Raw genomic sequence first — 16,987 nt, 5'->3', positions numbered from 1 at the left:
GCTGAATGTGTATACAATATTTGTCTTTTGATCAGATGGCTTCTGTTGCCTTGATCAGCCACTCCAGATCTTCTCCTTCCAATAGTGGTGACAATTCACGTCTCACTCTGTCGTGGTATTTATTCAGCCACTCAACTTCCTCACTATTGAGCCTATCGAGCAACAGTGGACGGGTATCAATCGGTGCGAGAGTCAAGTCTTTCAGTTTATAGAAATCGCCGAATTCGGTTTTTATATCTTCTTCAACCAGCATGATATTTTCGATCCGGATACCATGCTTGCCATTACGATACATACCCGGCTCGTTGGTAATCAGCATGCCGGGTTTCAGAGCAACATCCAGAAAGTACTGGCTGACACTCTGCGGGCCTTCGTGCACATTCAGGAAATAACCCACACCATGACCGGTACCATGATTGTAATTCTGACCTTCAGCCCATGCCGGTTGTCTTGCCAGTGTGTCCAGCTGGATACCACGGGTACCACGCAGGAAACGGGCCCTTGCCAGATTAATATGACACTTGAGCACCAGAGTGTAGTCTTTCCTTTCTTCTTCGGTCATGTCACCGCAGGCAAAGGTGCGGGTAATGTCTGTAGTGCCATCCGGGTATTGGCCACCTGAATCGACCAGCAGAAGCCCTTTTGGCTGAATTGTCAGACAGGTTTCTTCTTCAGCTCGATAATGAATAACTGCACCATTAGGCCCATATCCTGCAATGGTTGAAAAGCTTGGACCTTTAAATTCAGGAGCCATTGCCCGGAATGCCTGAAGGTTTTCATCCAGGCTGACTTCAGTCAGGGTTCCTGTGGAAATCTGACCTTCGAGCCAGCGCATAAAACGCACTATGGCGACACCATCACGACGATGGCAGTCATTCATGCGTTTGATTTCGACAGGGTTTTTAACCGCTTTGAGGTTTTTGGCCGGGCTGGTGGCCTCAACAACACAGACGCTCTCTGCAATAACGTCGAACAGCCATTGACAGGTGGTAGCGGGATCAATCAAAAGTGTAGTGTCGTTTAGTAATGACAGGCTATCTGCAACTGCTGAGTACGCGCACAACTCCACAGAAGAGGCTTTCAGTGCTTCCAGAGCTTCTTTTTCCAGACGACTGTCGTCAATAAAGAGCCGTGCTGAGTCTTTGGTGATATGGGCATAAGCCATAAAAACCGGGTTGCATTCAACGTCAGAGCCACGCAGGTTGAACAACCAGGCTATGTCGTCCAGAGCTGCCATCAGGATATGGTCAGCCCCTGCTTCTGTCATTGCTTCCCGCACTTCAGCCAGTTTTTCCTCGCGGCTTTTTCCTGCCATCCCATCACTGTGGAGGGCAACAGGCTCAGCAGGCATGGCTGGACGGTCTTTCCAGATATCATTCAGCAGATCAAGATCGGTTTTCAGGAGCAGGCTTTTGCTATCAAATAACTTTTTGAGATTTCTGACGAACCGAAGGCTCACAACTGTGCCATCAAAGCCAATAACCTGCCCTTCATCAAGGGTATCTGTTATCCATCTGTTGATAGGTGGCACATCAGGCTGCCCTTGCTTCATCAGTTCGATGCCGCTGCCCGCCAGTTGTTCTTCAGCCTGAAGAAAGTAGCGGCCGTCGGTCCACAATGCAGCCCGCTCTTGAAGTACGACAAGGGTGCCTGCTGAGCCATCAAACCCAGACAGCCAGGCACGGCCATTCCATCGATCGGCTACGTATTCGCTCTGGTGTGGATCAGAGCTTGGGATAATCCAAGCGTGAATGTTCTGGCTTTTCATTGCTGATTGCAGTACTGCCAGCTTCTCTGGGGTCGTCAGCTGATTAATGGTGGTTGTCATAAGTTGTATTCTGAAATGCCTGCTGCGAAGAAATAGTATCAGTTAATGGCGCTACTATAACTATCTTTGAAGACAATCAGAAAGGGTAGAAAGCCTTTAATGCTTCAGTCTTTGTCAGAGTCTTATGGCTTTCCAAAATAAAGAACGCTCATACCGCTATAAAAAATGAGCTTCAGAAAGGCCTGTTGACCTGACACAATCAAATGAGTGGTCGATAAAATAATCAATGGCCCTTCCAGTGCATAGTTACTGACCGGTCCCGGGCTTGTTTGGACTCTGGTCGTAAAGTAAACTGTAAGGTCCGCAAACAGGCTGTTTAAGCCAAAAAGCAAAAGTGCTCTTTCCCGGGAGTCTGACCGAAAACAAGCAGAACGCTATTCCCGGTCGGGCGAATAGGAAAGAGCATTTCCATAGTGATTAAATTTGAGAGGTGAGCAGTGGCTCGAGTAACCGTAGAAGACTGTCTGGACAATGTCGATAATCGCTTTGAATTGGTAATGGTCGCTTCCAAGCGTGCACGTCAGCTGGCGATTGGTGGCAAGGACTCCAAACTGGAATGGGAAAACGACAAGCCCACCGTTATGGCTTTGCGCGAAATTGCAGAAGGTCTGGTAACCCCTCTGTCTGTTGAAGAAAAAATGGTGGACGAAGACGAAGCGGCCATGTTCCTGGCTGGTGTTGAGGGCTAATACCACCAGACCTCCCCGGGAGGTGCTCTGGATGGCTGGATGGCTGCACAGGAGGAGCGGGCTTTGCTAACTATTGAAGAGTTTGCCGACCGCTTGAAGTCCTACCTGAATCCCGAACAGGTAAATCTTGTTCGCAGGGCTTACTATTACGCTGAACAGGCGCACGACGGCCAGACCCGGCGTAGTGGTGAGCCTTATATTACCCACCCGCTCGAGGTGGCTGCAATTCTTGCGGACATGCACATGGATCATCATAGTCTGATGGCCGCCATGCTACATGATGTTATCGAAGACACCGGAATCGAAAAAACTGCCATTCACGAACAGTTCGGTGAAGTGGTTGCCGATCTGGTTGACGGAGTCAGCAAACTAACGCACATGCAGTTTGAAAACAAGACTCTGGCCCAAGCCGAAAACTTCCAGAAAATGGCCCTGGCCATGGCGCGGGACATCCGGGTCATCCTGGTCAAACTGTCCGATCGACTCCACAATATGCGCACTCTGGGTGTGCTCAGACCCGACAAGCGTCGTCGGATTGCCAGAGAAACTCTTGACATTTATGTGCCGATTGCCAATCGTCTGGGCATGCACAATCTGCGGATTGAACTGGAAGACCTCGGCTTTCAGGCCATGTATCCCATGAGATCCCGAATGATACGTCAGGCAGTGAAAGAAGCCCGTGGTAATCGCAAGGATCTGGTGGGCCAGGTTCAGAGGGCTATTGCTGTCCGTCTTGAGGAAGTTGGCCTGATGGGCAGAGTCGTAGGACGGGAGAAGCATCTTTACAGTATCTATCGAAAGATGCGTAACCAGAGCAAGTCCTTTGCCGAAATCATGGACATGTTTGCATTTCGTATCATTGTTGGCAGTGCTGACTCCTGTTACCGTGCATTAGGCATGGTCCATAATCTATACAAGCCGATTCCGGGGCGTTTCAAAGACTACATTGCTATTCCCAAGGCTAACGGCTATCAGTCGCTTCACACCAGCCTCTTTGGTATGCACGGTGTTCCCGTCGAGATCCAGATCCGAACTCAGGAAATGGAAGATATGGCCAATAATGGCATAGCTGCCCACTGGCTCTATAAATCGGGAGATGAAGCACTGTCCGGCAGCCATGCCCGTACACGTCAGTGGCTCAAAGGTGTACTTGAACTGCAAAAAAATGCCGGTGATTCACTGGAGTTCATTGAGAACGTCAAGATCGACCTGTTCCCGGACGAAGTCTACGTCTTTACGCCCAAAGGCCATATTCTTGAATTGCCCAAGGGCGCTACTTCCGTTGATTTTGCCTACACCGTTCATACTGATGTGGGTAACACCTGTGTAGCCTGTCGTATTGATCGCCGTCTGGCTTCCCTGAGTCAGCCATTACAGAGTGGGCAGACGGTAGAAGTTGTCACAGCCCCCGGTGCCAGACCTAATGTCGGCTGGTTAAATTTTGTTGTGACCGGAAAAGCCCGGTCCAATATACGTCATTTCCTCAAGAATCAGCGGCGCAATGAATCCATTGCTCTTGGTCGCCGACTGCTGAACAAGGCTCTGGTCAGTTTCGAGAGTCATCTTGATGATATGGACGACCAGGTCCTCAAAGGTCAGATTGAATCGCTGAAGTTCGATACTCTGGATGACCTTTTGGAAGACATTGGTTTGGGCAACCGCATGGCTTACGTCGTTGCACGTATGCTGATGGAACCAGGCAGTGTGGAAACAGAGAAAACCCAGATTGATACTTCTGACTCCGAGAAGCCGCTGTCGATCAGGGGTACGGAGGGTATGGTAATCAGCTTTGCCAAGTGCTGCTATCCGATTCCGGGCGACCCGGTTGTCGGACATGTCAGCTCAGGCCGTGGCATTGTGATTCATACGGAAAGCTGTAAAAACATCTCTGATATTCGCCACAGCCCTGAAAAAGTGCTGGAGGTGGATTGGGATAAAGATGTTTCTGGCGAATTCACAGTCGAGTTGCTGGTAGAGCTGGAACATCATCGAGGCATGATTGCTTCTTTGGCGACCAGTGTCACTGCAGTGGAAGGCAACATAGAGAAAATCAGCATGGAAGAGCGTGATGCCAGCTTCTGTATGGTTCAGCTGGTGATTAAGGTTAAGGATCGTCTCCATCTGGCCCGAATCATCAAACGGCTTCGTGTGATCAAGGGCGTTAACTCTATCAACCGTCGCAGAGAAGCCTAGCAGCCTGTCGGACTTAAGGCTGTCCTACTGCGGTTGCAATAAATTGGTCTAAAAATTCCTGCTTCTTCGTCAAATAGCTCGCTATTCTCCTCAGAAGCAGAAATTTTTATCCTCAATTTCTTGCAATCCTCGCTACGGACGCTTAAGTCTGACAGGCTGCTAGGCAGTATCGGCATAACTCCAAAGGGACTTGAAAAATACGTGTTGTCCCTTACTATTTGGCTCTTTTCTGTTGGGAAGTGAGCGCACAATGAGTAATAGACAGACCATAAACACAGAGAATGCGCCTCAGGCGATTGGTACCTACTCTCAGGCGGTTAAGGCCGGAACGACCGTTTATGTTTCCGGCCAGATTCCCCTGATCCCGGAAACCATGGAGCTGGAGCAGGGAGGCTTCAAAGCGCAGACACGCCGCTGCTTTGAAAATCTGAAAGCCATTGCAGAAGCTGCAGGTGGAGAACTTCAGGATGCTGCAAAAGTAGGCATTTTCCTGACCGATCTTAGCAATTTTAATGCGGTCAATGAAGTAATGGCTGAGTATTTCACTCAGCCCTATCCTGCACGTGCTGCCATTGGTGTGAAAGAACTGCCCAAAGGCGTGCCGGTTGAGATTGATGCGATTCTGGAGCTGAGGTAGTTTTTTTAACGAACATTGTGGAATTCTCCATCCATCCCGGCATTGCGCAGCTTTGCCGTGTGAATGGAAATGAATAGCAAACAGGTAGGGCTGTTGTCATTACTCATAGGACGTTGAGCTTAACAACTCTGAGTAGCCAGCCCTGTAGTTTGGGTACCTGAAAGTGTAACCTGCATCGATGATTTTTTGATTGCTGCAACGTTTGCTGCCTCTCTGAGGTGCAGTGTGGCTGTCGTCCAGCACTATACCGAGTTGAGCTGCCAGCCAGTGCAACACTTCGTACATTGGAGCGGGTTCGTGGTCGACACCCAGGTATAGAGAGTCAACGGGAAGCTTTTGCTCATCGCGGCGAATCAGATGAGCAAGGATACCGGCACAGTCATCCCGGTGTATGCGGTTGCCATAGATGACCGGCTCAGCTTCACAGCCTTCACCGGCTTTGACTCGATTGATCATTCGATTTCTTCCGGGACCATAAATGCCGCCAAAACGAACCGCAGTCGCAGGAAAAGGGCTGTTGATTAAAATCGCTTCTGCCTCCAGCATAATCTTCCCGGAATACCGAACCGGATGTGTGGGTGAAGTTTCATCCACCCACTGACCATCATCCTGGTGATAACTGCCGGTACTGGAAGTGAAAAGCACCCGCTCGGGCCGGTGGCCCTGTGCCTGAAGGCGAGAAAGGACGTTGGAAAGACCTCTTAGATAGGCTTTTTGATAATTGTCCTGACCGGATCCATCGGAGGCAGCCGCATAAACGACATAGTCAATTTTGTTGGGCCAGTTGCCCAGCTGTTCTGGATTTGACAGGTCGCCCTGAACAGGATGAACGCCCTGGGGCAAACGGTCAATGCTCCGGCGTAATCCCCAGACAGAGTAATTGTCTGTGTCCAGAAGCTGTCGTGCTAATTCGCAACCGACATCACCGCAACCGGCGATCAATACATTCTTCTTCATAGCAGCCCCGTCATTTTTATAAAAAAAGGACAACCGTGAGTGTCCTTTATCCTCAGGGAAATGCAAGTAACCTTACTCAAATTCAGCATTTCTCTGTGCCTCCGATGATGCATCTTCTACTTTTGACAGAAGCCGAAGGAATAGTTTGAAAAAAAAACTGTTTAAATTTACAGTGTTCTGGTCGTTTCCAGACAGGCTTCTACCGTTATGACTCTCACAGAATTGCGCTATATTGTGACTCTTGCTCAGGAGCAGCACTTTGGGCGTGCTGCTGCCAAGTGCCATGTCAGTCAGCCCACGCTCAGTGTGGGAGTGAAAAAACTGGAAGATGAGCTTGGAGTAGCCCTGTTCGAACGATCGCGGAATTCGGTTCGGGTGACCCCTATGGGTGAAAAGGTCACCAGTCAGGCCCAGAAAGTTCTGGAAGAAGTGTCAGGCATCAAACAGATTGCCAAAGCCGGGCGCGATCAGTTAACCACGCCTCTGAGAGTGGGTGCCATATACACCATCGGGCCTTATCTGTTTCCACATCTTGTTCCCCAGTTGGCGTTGGTGGCACCTAAGATGCCCCTGTACATCGAAGAAAACTTTACAGCGGTTTTGAGAAAAAAACTAAGAGTGGGCGAGTTGGACGCCATCATCATCGCACTGCCCTTTACTGAGCCTGATGTATTAACCTTGCCTCTTTACGACGACCCTTTCAGGATTTTATTGCCAGCCGGGCATCCCTGGCTGTCGAAGCAAGATATAGACCCTGCAGAACTGGTGAACGAAGAGTTACTGCTTTTGGGGGAAGGCCACTGCTTCAGGGATCAGGTCATGGAGGCCTGTCCGCTTCTGGCTCAGAAAGGCGATGCCGGTGGCGAAGAAGGAGGTGGCATCGAAGCCTCTTCTCTGGAAACTATCCGCCATATGGTGGCATCGGGAATGGGCATCAGTGTGCTGCCTGAATCGGCCCTGGTTGGCAGTCACTACGCTCCCGATGTATTGTCATCAAAGCCTTTTCGCTCGCCATCACCCAGTCGAACCGTTGCCTTGGCCTGGCGTGCCAGTTTCCCGAGACCCAAGGCAATAGATGCATTGTCCAGTGCTCTCAGGCTATGCTCTGTAACGGAAGCCAAATGAATAAAAAGTAACAGCAGTAGTACATTGAGGTGATATGGTGAAGCCCCTGCATGAGATTCCTGTGACAGCACTGAAAGGAGTTGGGGCTGCGCTTGCCGACAAACTGGCAAAAATCCATATTCATAATCTGCAGGACCTGCTTTTTCATTTGCCCCTCAGATATCAGGATCGCACCCGCATTACGCCCATTGCCGCTATTCATCCGGAAGGGGATTATGTTATTCAGGGCTCTGTGGTTGCTACTGACGTCCTGATGGGCAAGCGCCAGAGTCTGCTTTGCCGCATCAGTGATGGCACAGGTTCTGTCGGGTTGAGGTTTTACCATTTTTCCAGCGCACAGAAGAATCACCTCAAACCGGGAGCAGAGGTTCGTTGTTTTGGGCAGCCCCGCAGGGGAGCCAGTGGCCTTGAGATTTATCACCCTGAATATCGGGTCATCAAACCGGATAATAATCTGGATGTTGAGGAAACCCTGACGCCTGTCTATCCGGCTACTGAAGGACTCACTCAGCAGAGAATTCGAAGTCTTTGTGAGCAGGCTTTGGGCAAACTGAACCATCCTGATGTACTTCAGGAGTGGCTGCCTGACAATGTCAGATCGCAATATCAGTTAGGGTCGCTGGTGGATGCTGTGGAGTTCCTGCACTCGCCTCCCCCTGATGTTTCTGTTGAACTCCTTTCTGAAGGTCGCCATCCGGCACAAATGCGACTGGCTTTTGAAGAACTTTTGGCTCACAACCTGAGTATGCAGAAGCTGCGTAGCCTGATTCGCACAGTAAAAAGCTACGCAATGTCACCCAGGCAGACGCTAACCCGGGACTTTCGTGAGCAGCTGCCCTTTTCCCTGACGGGCGCTCAGGAAAAAGTATTGGCGGAAATCAGTCAGGATATGATGAATCCTGATCCCATGTTGAGACTGGTTCAGGGCGATGTGGGTTCGGGCAAAACGGTGGTGGCTGCTCTGGCTGCACTTCAGGCCGTCGAGAATGGTTATCAGGCCGCCGTTATGGCACCAACGGAAATACTGGCTGAGCAGCACGAGAAGAACTTTAAGGGATGGCTGAAACCTCTGGGGATTTCTATTGCCTATTTGTCAGGAAAAACCAAAGGGAAAAAGCGTCAGCAGATTCTGGAAGAGATTGCCCGGGGCGATGCCGCTGTGGTGGTGGGTACTCATGCCCTTTTTCAGGAAGACGTACAGTTCAGGCAGCTGGGTCTGGCCATTATCGATGAGCAGCATCGATTTGGTGTACATCAGCGAATGGCGTTGCGAAAAAAAGGTGAGCTCAATGGTGGGCAACCTCATCAACTGATTATGACAGCAACGCCTATTCCCCGAACGCTGGCTATGAGTGCCTACGCCGATCTGGATTGTTCCGTTATCGACGAATTACCCCCGGGCAGAACACCGGTAAATACCGTCGTGATAAGCGACGATCGTCGTGATCACGTAATAAAACGTCTGCGCTCAGCCTGTTTGGAGGGCCGTCAGGCATATTGGGTCTGTACCCTGATTGAAGAGTCAGAGGCTTTGCAGTGCCAGGCAGCTGAGGTGACGGCTGAACAGCTGCGAGAAGCATTGCCCGAGCTTTCCATAGGATTGGTTCATGGTCGAATGAAAGCGACTGAAAAGCTTGAGGTTATGGATGCTTTCAAGTCCGGACACATGCATCTGTTGGTGGCCACTACGGTCATCGAAGTAGGCGTGGATGTACCTAATGCCAGCCTTATGATTATTGAAAATCCGGAGCGATTGGGTCTGGCTCAATTACATCAGTTAAGAGGTCGTGTCGGTCGCGGCAGCATAGCGAGCCACTGTCTTCTGATGTATCACGCCCCGCTTTCGCAGCAGAGCAGGGAGCGTTTGCAAGTGATGCGCGACTCCAGCGATGGTTTTGTCATTGCTGAAAAAGATTTGCAATTACGCGGACCGGGAGAAGTGCTGGGCACCCGGCAGACCGGGCTTGCCCAGTTCAAGGTAGCCGATCTTGAACGGGATGCCATTTTGCTGGATCAGGTCAGGGATGCGGCCCAGAGTGTCTTGAAAGAGGTACCACAAAACGCAGAGCCATTGATCCTTCGCTGGCTGGGTCATGCTGAGAAGTACGCTAATGTCTGAAGCCTGGTCGTCGCTGATGACAGTCAAAAATTGTTAACATGGCCAGCTCTATCGATTTACTCCGCAGTAAAGAGGATCTGAAGAACTGCATAAATCAGCCAGAGGCGACTGAAACAATTTTTCGTTACCCTCGGGGAATAAAAAAAATTCACGGACAAAACTACGAAGAGCAGTGGCAAGTGCTGCCGGACTTTTCCTGCAGTCATTCTGGCGAGTATACACCAGGTGAAATCGGTGCTTTTTGTGAAAAAATTATGGTTTCACATTTCCTGTCTTTGAATTTATCGTGTGGCTAATTTGGCATTCAGGTGGAGATCGACTAATCTCACTCAGCAGCGGTAGACCTCAAGAGTTCGTAATCAGTCGTTGGGGAATGTAGTCATGAACCTGTTAATAGTCTCCTGTGTAAGCTTGGCCTTATCCTTATCTGTTCCTGCTCTCAGGGCCTCTCCGGTCGGGGTTGCTCAGGAGGGGGTCGCTACGGGCGTGTATGGTTCAGACGAGATTGGTTCAGACGAGATTGGTTCAGACGAGCTTGATTCAGACGAGATTGATTCAGACGAGATTGATTCAGACGAGATTGCTTCGGAAGAGGCCTCTCAGTTTTTCGATCCTCCGGCCTCGGCAGATTCCAGATACGAGTTTTCTTGTGGGGATTCTAAAGGCGTTTGTGGCGTTGAATACTGTCAGGAGGCTTATGGGGATCCCTATCCTGAACGATTTTATGAGATGTCTAGCACTGAAAGCCTGGAAGCATCCTACAATTTGGCCAGCCTTCTGCTGCGTAGCGATAGTGATGACGATGATTCTTCCCTCAAATCCTTTTGCATTGATAAGGAGTTATTGCAGAACCCCGGGGCGGGCTACGGCATTGATGAACTGGAAGGGGCAACCTTTTGGGGGGTGGTCAAACTGGAGCAGCTCGCAACGGGAGAAGTTTTATATGTGCCGGTCAAGACAAGCGAGTGGGTCAAAGTCGGAAAGGTTATCAGTGGGGTAAATGAGAATGAGCTGGGGGTGGATTATCAGGTGACCATATCATCAATTGATCGCTATCGCCATGATGCGCTTCTCAACACTCCGTATGGGCATCCTGTCAGAGACTGGATGCTGCATAATGAGGATGTGACTAAATACATTAGTGCCTCACTTGACCTTGTGGCTAAAGAAGATAAAGTGGCGTATAAAGACGTGTATCCGCAACGCCAGCTGGATAGAGCATACCTGATAGAGAGTTCGACTCTCCATCTCAGTTTGACCTATGACCATTTCTACGGGGACGGTCTTGCCTATGATGCCGTCCTCTCTGGTGAGTTGTCTTTGCCTGATGGAGATTTGATCAAGGGTCTTAAATTAGAAGCAAGAGGAGCTCGCTTGCCTAAGTCCGGGTTTGGTAACTTCAGGCTAAATAAGCGTGACCCAGAAGGCTTCAGTTTACTTCCCTCTCCTGATTCTCAGTTAGAAGGCAGCATTGGTCGCCTTCGGTTTATAGAGCTTGTGCTGTTTCCGAAGGATTGAAACAGCTTGAACAAATCAAGCGTGTAACAATTTCTGATTGATGGCATGGCAATAGATAGGCGGGCTCCCCGTTTTCTGAGCTGGATTCTCGGAAAAAACGATCGTCGCAATGGAGGTTGTTGAGGAGAGGGCGGCCTGTCACGGTCTGTTGTAAGGCTGGCGAGACAAAATTTCGGCTGCTGCGTGGTAGGGCTCGAAGTGTGAAATCATCACATCAAGAATAATTATGTAGTTTTATCTCAAGAATTAAGAAATTTGAGGTCTTCTAAGGTTCGTACTATGTGACTTAGAGAGACTTGACGGGGGGCAGCATATTTTTAGAGCAATGTATCTGGGGTTTAGCCTTTCAGCAGATGCTCAGCAGATTTTGCGTTGCGGAAGTGTCGATTGTGATCAAATCAAAAACGGCGAATATCCTTTCAGACAGGCTGTGATGATCGTGTTCAGCTAATAATATCCGGACACTGCTGCAACGTTCCTGCTCATATGTTAACACTGAATCTATCCAATATTTTCTTGAATCAGTCTGCAGAAAGTAAGCTACAAGTCATCGAGCTAATCGGCCAGAAAATGGTTGAGCTTGGGTACACTACTGAAGCTTACACGGCTGGATTAAAAGCGCGTGAAGCTATTTCTTCCACGTTCCTTGGGAATGGTATTTCTATCCCCCATGGTACGCCGGACACTCGTGATGCGGTCATCAAAACCGGGGTAGTTATTTTCCAGTTTCCACAGGGCGTTGAGTGGGGTGAGGATGAACAGGTTTACATAGCTGTCGGCATAGCAGCCTGCTCCAATGAACATCTGCAGATTCTGAAGGGACTGACACGGATTCTTGGTAACGACGAGCTATGCAGTTTCCTGGCAAAAACAGACAGCCCTCAGGATGTTATTGGTGCTATCAATTCTCCTCCCAGAGAGCGTCGGCCCTTTTCTGAAGAACGCGTTCGTAATTGTATTGATGCGAACCCTTCATCTGCATTGCAGGCTGTCGCGGCAAGAGGGAACGGCTGCGCTGCACCGGCAAAGGAAGTGCTAAGTCGGGCGTTCACTATTTTGAATCCGAACGGAATACATACCCGTCCTGCTAAGGTCTTTGTATCCACCATCAAGCGTTTTGACTCCCGGATAGAAGTCAGCAACCCTGATAAAAGTGACGCATTTATCAATGGTAAAAGTTTGATGAAATTGTTGAGTCTCGGGATCACCAGAGGCAGCACCATCGAAGTGAAAGCCTGTGGACCAGACGCCCACGAAGCCATGGATGCATTGGAGCAGGTGATCAACCAAGAGCTCGCTGAATGATCGTTAATCTGGACTTAAATCCTGATAAGGACCAAACAAACGGTACAAATTATACAAGCTGAACATTGAATCAGTGAATGCTACTGGGCAGCCCTGCAATGAGTGGTAAGAAGCTTTTACTTTTCAAAAAAACAAAAATTAACTTGCAAACGGTTTGATTAGGTATAGAATGAGAATCATTCTCATTATTAATAAAGGAGATGCCTATCGAAACCAGACTTTTTGACCTGATTAACTGGTAAACAGCTACCAGTAACTCGCATATCCTCATCGTTTTGGCGGCTCGTCCCAAGCCGCCTTTTTTTATTCCATTCCCATAGTTCCATTCAATATCCAGGCTTTGCAACCTGACAGTCAGAGATGGTTAATACTGACAGCCAGTATGGCGTCACAACAAAAAACTATGAAGAGCAGGCACCGGTGGCGATGGGCTTTTCCTATAACCAAGAGGAGCCTGGTTAAATCGGCGCTTTTTGTGAAAAAAATGACGGCTCCACTTCTCCTGTTTTTGAATTCGTCGTTTGGCTAATTTGGCATTCAGGTATAGATGGACTAGTCTCACTGATCAGCGATGGATACTCAAGAGTGTGTCAATAGCTGTGAGGATTGTAGTCATGAATCTGTTGAAAGTCTCCTGTGCAAGCTTGACCCTTACCTTGTCTGTTCCTGCCGTTATCGCCTCAACGGCTGCGGTCTCTTCGACAAAGGGTTCTTCAACTTCGGCGCCTTCGGCTTCGACGGTTAATTCAAAATCCAGATACGAATTTTCTTGTGGGGCTTCATCAGGTATTTGCGGCAAGCAATACTGCGAACGTGATTTGGGGTTTCCTGAGGTCAAGCCGTTGTATGGGGAGTCCAGCGTTGATAGCGATAGCCAATACTATAATTTGGCCAGCTTACTCAGAGGTCCGAATGCTTCTAACCTCAAAGACTTTTGCGTCGATCAGTCAGTGCTGAACGACCCCAAGGCAGGCTACGACGTTAATGAGCTGGAAGGGGCGGCCTTCTGGGCAGTGCTCAAACTCGAGCTACTGGCAACAGGACAAGTTTTCTACGTGCCGCTCAAAACAAACCGGTGGTGGCTCCAGACCGGAAAGAGTAAAAGTGAGGAAGATGAAGTAGTGACGTATCGAATGAAGATATTAAATGTTAGTCCCAATCACTTCGATCCGTATTTCACTACTCAGTATGGGCTTGCTGTCCGGAGCTGGTTGTTGTTCAGACGGCAGCTTCGCGCATACAGTACATTATACAAACGCTTAAAAGGTACAGATTATCTACAAGCGCATGATGCTCTCTTATCAGTGAGAGCATACTTCATGAAGAGCTCAGCTCTCAAAGTCAGTTTGACTCCCGACAATTATTACCGGAACGGTGGCGTTTACGATGCCGTCATTTATGGTGCACTTTCTTTGCCTGATGAGGATGTGGTTGAGGAGCTTAAATTGGAATCAAGAAGCACCCGCTTTCCTACGATCGGGTCTGATAACTTCAGGCTTAATCTGCGTAACCCAAAAGGTGTCAGTTTCCTTCCCACTGCTGGTTCTCAGGTAGAGGGCAGCGCTGGACGCTTTCGTGTGATAGAGCTCGTCTTGATGCCGAAATCGAAATAAAAAAGCTTAAGCGAATCAGGCTTGTGCCGAATTTTGGTTGATAACATAGCAATAAATGGGGGGCTTCTGTTGTCTGAGTTCGATTCAAACCCTGAAAGATCAGACAACCTTGAATATGCCGGATTTCTCGACCGATTCTGGGCAACGCTGATCGATACTGTGGTTCTGATCATCATTACTTTACCTCTTACTATGATGATTGATGGTGATCGGCTGACGATTGAAAATTCAAAACAACTTCTGGACCCGGCAGACGTCATGATCAACTGGTTGTTTCCGGCGTTAGCAGTTATCCTGTTCTGGCATTACAAGAGTGCTACGCCGGGCAAAATGATCATCACTATGAAAGTCGTTGATGAGAAGACCGGCCTTGCTCCGGCTCTGTCTCAGTCGGTCATTCGCTATCTGGCTTATTTCATCTCTATGTTGCCCTTGTTTTTGGGTTTTTTCTGGATCTTGGTAGACAAGAAAAGGCAAGGCTGGCACGACAAAATTGCGGGTACCGTCGTAGTCAGGCTCAGAAAGTAAACCATTCCACTCGGGGTAATTCGTATAGATGATGCTGCTGCGCGGATTAAAAGGATGAGCGATAGGATTCCGATTCTTTTATTGGCGTAGGTAAACGGGACATAAACCCTTATTTTCGAGACTATCTGGTCGTTGTCTTCTGCCAGTCTCTTCTTTAGAATTCACACCCATGTTTTTCCCTGAAAAGTGATTCTTTGTCCCTGTTTATCAAACAGGGCAGTACTTTTTATTGGGCACAGAGCTATTTAAAAAGGTGTTCTATCTGACAACCCTGATCGCCGTATAACTAAAATCACTCTGTCGCCACCCACCTGCCCGTTTGAATCGGAGGCAATGTTGTTCGAACTTAAAGCTAATAAGGTAGCTACCATGAAAAATGACCTGCTATCAGGTCTGACGGTAGCACTGGCATTGGTGCCCGAAGCGGTAGCCTTTGCATTTGTTGCGGGTGTTGAACCACTGGTGGGTCTCTACGCTGCGTTTATGGTAGGTCTTATCACGGCTGCCATTGGTGGTCGTCCGGGCATGATTTCTGGTGCTACTGGTGCACTGGCTGTGGTTATGGTCACTCTGGTGGCAGACCATGGTGTTCAGTACCTCTTTGCAACCGTAGTACTGATGGGGATCATCCAGGTTCTGGCTGGGGCGCTTAAGCTGGGTAAATTTATCCGCATGGTGCCCCACCCGGTAATGCTGGGCTTTGTTAATGGTTTGGCCATCGTTATTTTTCTGGCTCAACTGGGTCAGTTCGGCGTTGAAGGTGAAACTGGCTGGCTCTCAGGTACCTTTATGGAAGACAGTGTTATTGATATAGCCTGGATGCAGGGTGGTGAGCTCGGCATGATGCTGGGGTTGGTGGCTTTGACTATGGCTATTATTCACTTCCTCCCCAAGCTGACGAAAGCTGTTCCTTCTTCTTTGGCAGCTATTCTTGTGGTTTCCCTGCTGGTCATTGGCCTGGATTTGGATACCCGAACAGTGGGTGATGTAGCTGGCATTGCCGGTGGATTACCTGAATTCAGCGTTCCCATGGTGCCATTGAGCATGGAGACCTTACTGATCATTCTGCCTTATTCTCTGATTCTGGCGGCCATTGGCTTAATTGAGTCTCTGTTAACCCTGCGTATGGTTGACGAGATTACTGAAACTCATGGCAGCTCTAACCGTGAATGCATGGGGCAGGGTGTAGCCAACATTGTGACTGGTTTCTTTGGCGGTATGGGTGGTTGTGCCATGATCGGCCAGAGCATGATCAATGTTAACTCCGGTGGTCGTGGTCGCCTGTCGGGTATTTCGGCGGCGCTGTTCCTGCTGGCATTCATATTGGTGGCTTCTTCTCTGATTGAGCAAATTCCTGTTGCGGCCCTGATCGGCGTTATGTTCATTGTAGTGATTGGCACTTTTGAATGGAGTAGCTTTCGCATCATGCGCAAAGTGCCCGGGGGTGATGCCTTTGTTCTGGTGCTGGTATCAGTCGTAACTGTTTTGACCGATCTGGCTGTCGCTGTCATTATCGGGGTTATTGTATCTGCCCTGATCTTCGCTTGGGAACATGCCAAGCAGATTCAGATTGAGAAGAAAGAAGACCGGGAAGGTTCCAGCGTTTACAAAGTGCATGGTCCTTTGTTCTTTGGCTCCACCACTCACTTTTTGGAGCAGTTCTCACCAAAAGACGACAACAATGACGTAGTGATCGACTTTGCTGATTCCCGAGTTTGTGATCACTCTGGACTGGAAGCCATAGATACTCTGGCAGAGCGTTACACCAAAGCAGGCAGAAATCTGCACCTGCTGCACTTGAGTCAGGACTGTCAGAAACTGTTGAAGAAAGCAGGCAGCATGGTAGAAGTGAATGTCATTGAAGATCCTAAATACTTTGTGGCCACGAATGCCTGATTGTTAAGTTGATCGTTTGGTGCATTCTGAGAAACTCGGCTAGTTGCCGGGTTTTCTGTTGCTGGCAGGTGGGAAAAGTGACTGCGACAAAAAATAATCTTCTTAATTATTAAGGGATAGTACGTTAGTACTTTTTCGCATGTTGAACCTCTTATGAAATTCTGTATAGTTCGCCTCCTCCAACGGAGCAGATTGCCACAGCAGCAGAGCTGAATCACCTGACAAAAAGGCAGGTTGACAACATCAGCTGACACGGTAAAATGCGCCGCCGCTGAACAAGAAAAGCAACGCTGATTAAGCATCAGCGTCTGTCAGTTCAGCGAGTTGAAAAGCCGTTTTAACTCTTTAGTACAGAGAGCGCTTGACAACAAAAACGGTCGCGGTAACATAGCGGCCTCGCTGATCAGCTTGACCGCTGGTTCAGCCGATTAAAACCTTCATGTTTTAATCCAGTTCTTTAACAAATTATCAGACAATTCGTGTGGGCGCTTGTGCGAATGGCATCGGTCAACAGAGCTTTGCTCTGAAATGATTTAAATGCTGATCAAGCAAGTGAACATACCTGTAATTCATGTACGT

The 16,987-nt window shown here is 48.9% G+C and carries 13 protein-coding genes; 11 read left to right on the top strand and 2 right to left on the bottom strand.

Annotated features, from left to right (window positions below):
• Window positions 1-31 precede the first annotated feature (31 nt).
• Window positions 32-1,828: an aminopeptidase P family protein gene (locus KBW69_RS19435; RefSeq protein ID WP_257281938.1), complete on the bottom strand. Its 1,797-nt coding sequence runs from the start codon at window positions 1,826-1,828 to the stop codon at window positions 32-34.
• A gap of 437 nt (window positions 1,829-2,265) precedes the next feature.
• Between KBW69_RS19435 and rpoZ the strand changes: the two genes are divergently transcribed.
• From rpoZ to KBW69_RS19420, 3 genes are all read left to right on the top strand, one after another.
• The gene (gene rpoZ / locus KBW69_RS19430; protein WP_257252790.1) at window positions 2,266-2,517 is read left to right on the top strand and encodes a DNA-directed RNA polymerase subunit omega; all 252 of its coding nucleotides are present in this window, start codon (window positions 2,266-2,268) and stop codon (window positions 2,515-2,517) included.
• Between the two features lie 39 nt (window positions 2,518-2,556).
• Window positions 2,557-4,710, top strand: a complete 2,154-nt coding sequence (spoT, locus tag KBW69_RS19425) for a bifunctional GTP diphosphokinase/guanosine-3',5'-bis pyrophosphate 3'-pyrophosphohydrolase (RefSeq protein ID WP_373690721.1) — start codon at window positions 2,557-2,559, stop codon at window positions 4,708-4,710.
• Between the two features lie 250 nt (window positions 4,711-4,960).
• Entirely contained in the window at window positions 4,961-5,347 is a 387-nt protein-coding gene (locus KBW69_RS19420) for a RidA family protein (RefSeq protein WP_257253644.1), read from the top strand.
• Window positions 5,348-5,446: 99 nt separating this feature from the next.
• On the opposite strand, the gene KBW69_RS19415 is transcribed toward KBW69_RS19420, so the two are convergent.
• Window positions 5,447-6,304, bottom strand: coding sequence for an SDR family oxidoreductase (locus KBW69_RS19415; RefSeq protein WP_257281937.1), 858 nt, complete (start codon window positions 6,302-6,304; stop codon window positions 5,447-5,449).
• 207 nt (window positions 6,305-6,511) lie between these two features.
• Between KBW69_RS19415 and KBW69_RS19410 the strand changes: the two genes are divergently transcribed.
• The 8 genes from KBW69_RS19410 to KBW69_RS19370 all read left to right on the top strand — a co-directional run bounded on the left by KBW69_RS19410 (window position 6,512) and on the right by KBW69_RS19370 (window position 16,408).
• A complete protein-coding gene (locus KBW69_RS19410) occupies window positions 6,512-7,429 on the top strand; it encodes a hydrogen peroxide-inducible genes activator (protein ID WP_257253646.1) in 918 nt (305 codons plus the stop codon).
• Window positions 7,430-7,463: 34 nt separating this feature from the next.
• On the top strand, window positions 7,464-9,548 hold the full coding sequence (gene recG, locus KBW69_RS19405) for an ATP-dependent DNA helicase RecG (RefSeq protein ID WP_257253649.1): 2,085 nt from the start codon (window positions 7,464-7,466) through the stop codon (window positions 9,546-9,548).
• A gap of 38 nt (window positions 9,549-9,586) precedes the next feature.
• Entirely contained in the window at window positions 9,587-9,844 is a 258-nt protein-coding gene (locus KBW69_RS19400) for a hypothetical protein (protein WP_257281936.1), read from the top strand.
• Between the two features lie 85 nt (window positions 9,845-9,929).
• Window positions 9,930-11,066, top strand: coding sequence for a hypothetical protein (locus KBW69_RS19395; RefSeq protein ID WP_257281935.1), 1,137 nt, complete (start codon window positions 9,930-9,932; stop codon window positions 11,064-11,066).
• A gap of 486 nt (window positions 11,067-11,552) precedes the next feature.
• Window positions 11,553-12,371 carry an HPr family phosphocarrier protein gene (locus tag KBW69_RS23920; protein WP_373690720.1) on the top strand — a complete coding sequence of 273 codons (819 nt, stop codon included), beginning with the start codon at window positions 11,553-11,555 and terminating at the stop codon, window positions 12,369-12,371.
• Window positions 12,372-12,985: 614 nt separating this feature from the next.
• Window positions 12,986-13,984: a hypothetical protein gene (locus KBW69_RS19380; RefSeq protein ID WP_257281934.1), complete on the top strand. Its 999-nt coding sequence runs from the start codon at window positions 12,986-12,988 to the stop codon at window positions 13,982-13,984.
• 69 nt (window positions 13,985-14,053) lie between these two features.
• Window positions 14,054-14,512: an RDD family protein gene (locus tag KBW69_RS19375; protein WP_257281933.1), complete on the top strand. Its 459-nt coding sequence runs from the start codon at window positions 14,054-14,056 to the stop codon at window positions 14,510-14,512.
• Window positions 14,513-14,845: 333 nt separating this feature from the next.
• Window positions 14,846-16,408: a SulP family inorganic anion transporter gene (locus tag KBW69_RS19370; RefSeq protein WP_257281932.1), complete on the top strand. Its 1,563-nt coding sequence runs from the start codon at window positions 14,846-14,848 to the stop codon at window positions 16,406-16,408.
• The last annotated feature ends 579 nt before the right edge of the window (window positions 16,409-16,987 follow it).

The sequence above is a fragment of the Endozoicomonas sp. ISHI1 genome, from assembly GCF_024606225.1.
GTDB lineage: Bacteria > Pseudomonadota > Gammaproteobacteria > Pseudomonadales > Endozoicomonadaceae > Endozoicomonas_A.
This window is presented reverse-complemented; position numbering and strand designations above follow the sequence as displayed.

Excerpts from the sequence above, each read along its gene's own strand:
- KBW69_RS19435 (WP_257281938.1), bottom strand. The coding sequence starts at position 1,828 with ATGACAACCACCATTAATCAGCTGACGACCCCAGAGAAGCTGGCAGTA.
- spoT (WP_373690721.1), top strand. The coding sequence starts at position 2,557 with ATGGCTGCACAGGAGGAGCGGGCTTTGCTAACTATTGAAGAGTTTGCC.
- KBW69_RS19420 (WP_257253644.1), top strand. The coding sequence starts at position 4,961 with ATGAGTAATAGACAGACCATAAACACAGAGAATGCGCCTCAGGCGATT.
- KBW69_RS19415 (WP_257281937.1), bottom strand. The coding sequence starts at position 6,304 with ATGAAGAAGAATGTATTGATCGCCGGTTGCGGTGATGTCGGTTGCGAA.
- KBW69_RS19410 (WP_257253646.1), top strand. The coding sequence starts at position 6,512 with ATGACTCTCACAGAATTGCGCTATATTGTGACTCTTGCTCAGGAGCAG.
- recG (WP_257253649.1), top strand. The coding sequence starts at position 7,464 with ATGGTGAAGCCCCTGCATGAGATTCCTGTGACAGCACTGAAAGGAGTT.
- KBW69_RS19400 (WP_257281936.1), top strand. The coding sequence starts at position 9,587 with ATGGCCAGCTCTATCGATTTACTCCGCAGTAAAGAGGATCTGAAGAAC.
- KBW69_RS19395 (WP_257281935.1), top strand. The coding sequence starts at position 9,930 with ATGAACCTGTTAATAGTCTCCTGTGTAAGCTTGGCCTTATCCTTATCT.
- KBW69_RS23920 (WP_373690720.1), top strand. The coding sequence starts at position 11,553 with ATGTTAACACTGAATCTATCCAATATTTTCTTGAATCAGTCTGCAGAA.
- KBW69_RS19380 (WP_257281934.1), top strand. The coding sequence starts at position 12,986 with ATGAATCTGTTGAAAGTCTCCTGTGCAAGCTTGACCCTTACCTTGTCT.
- KBW69_RS19370 (WP_257281932.1), top strand. The coding sequence starts at position 14,846 with ATGTTGTTCGAACTTAAAGCTAATAAGGTAGCTACCATGAAAAATGAC.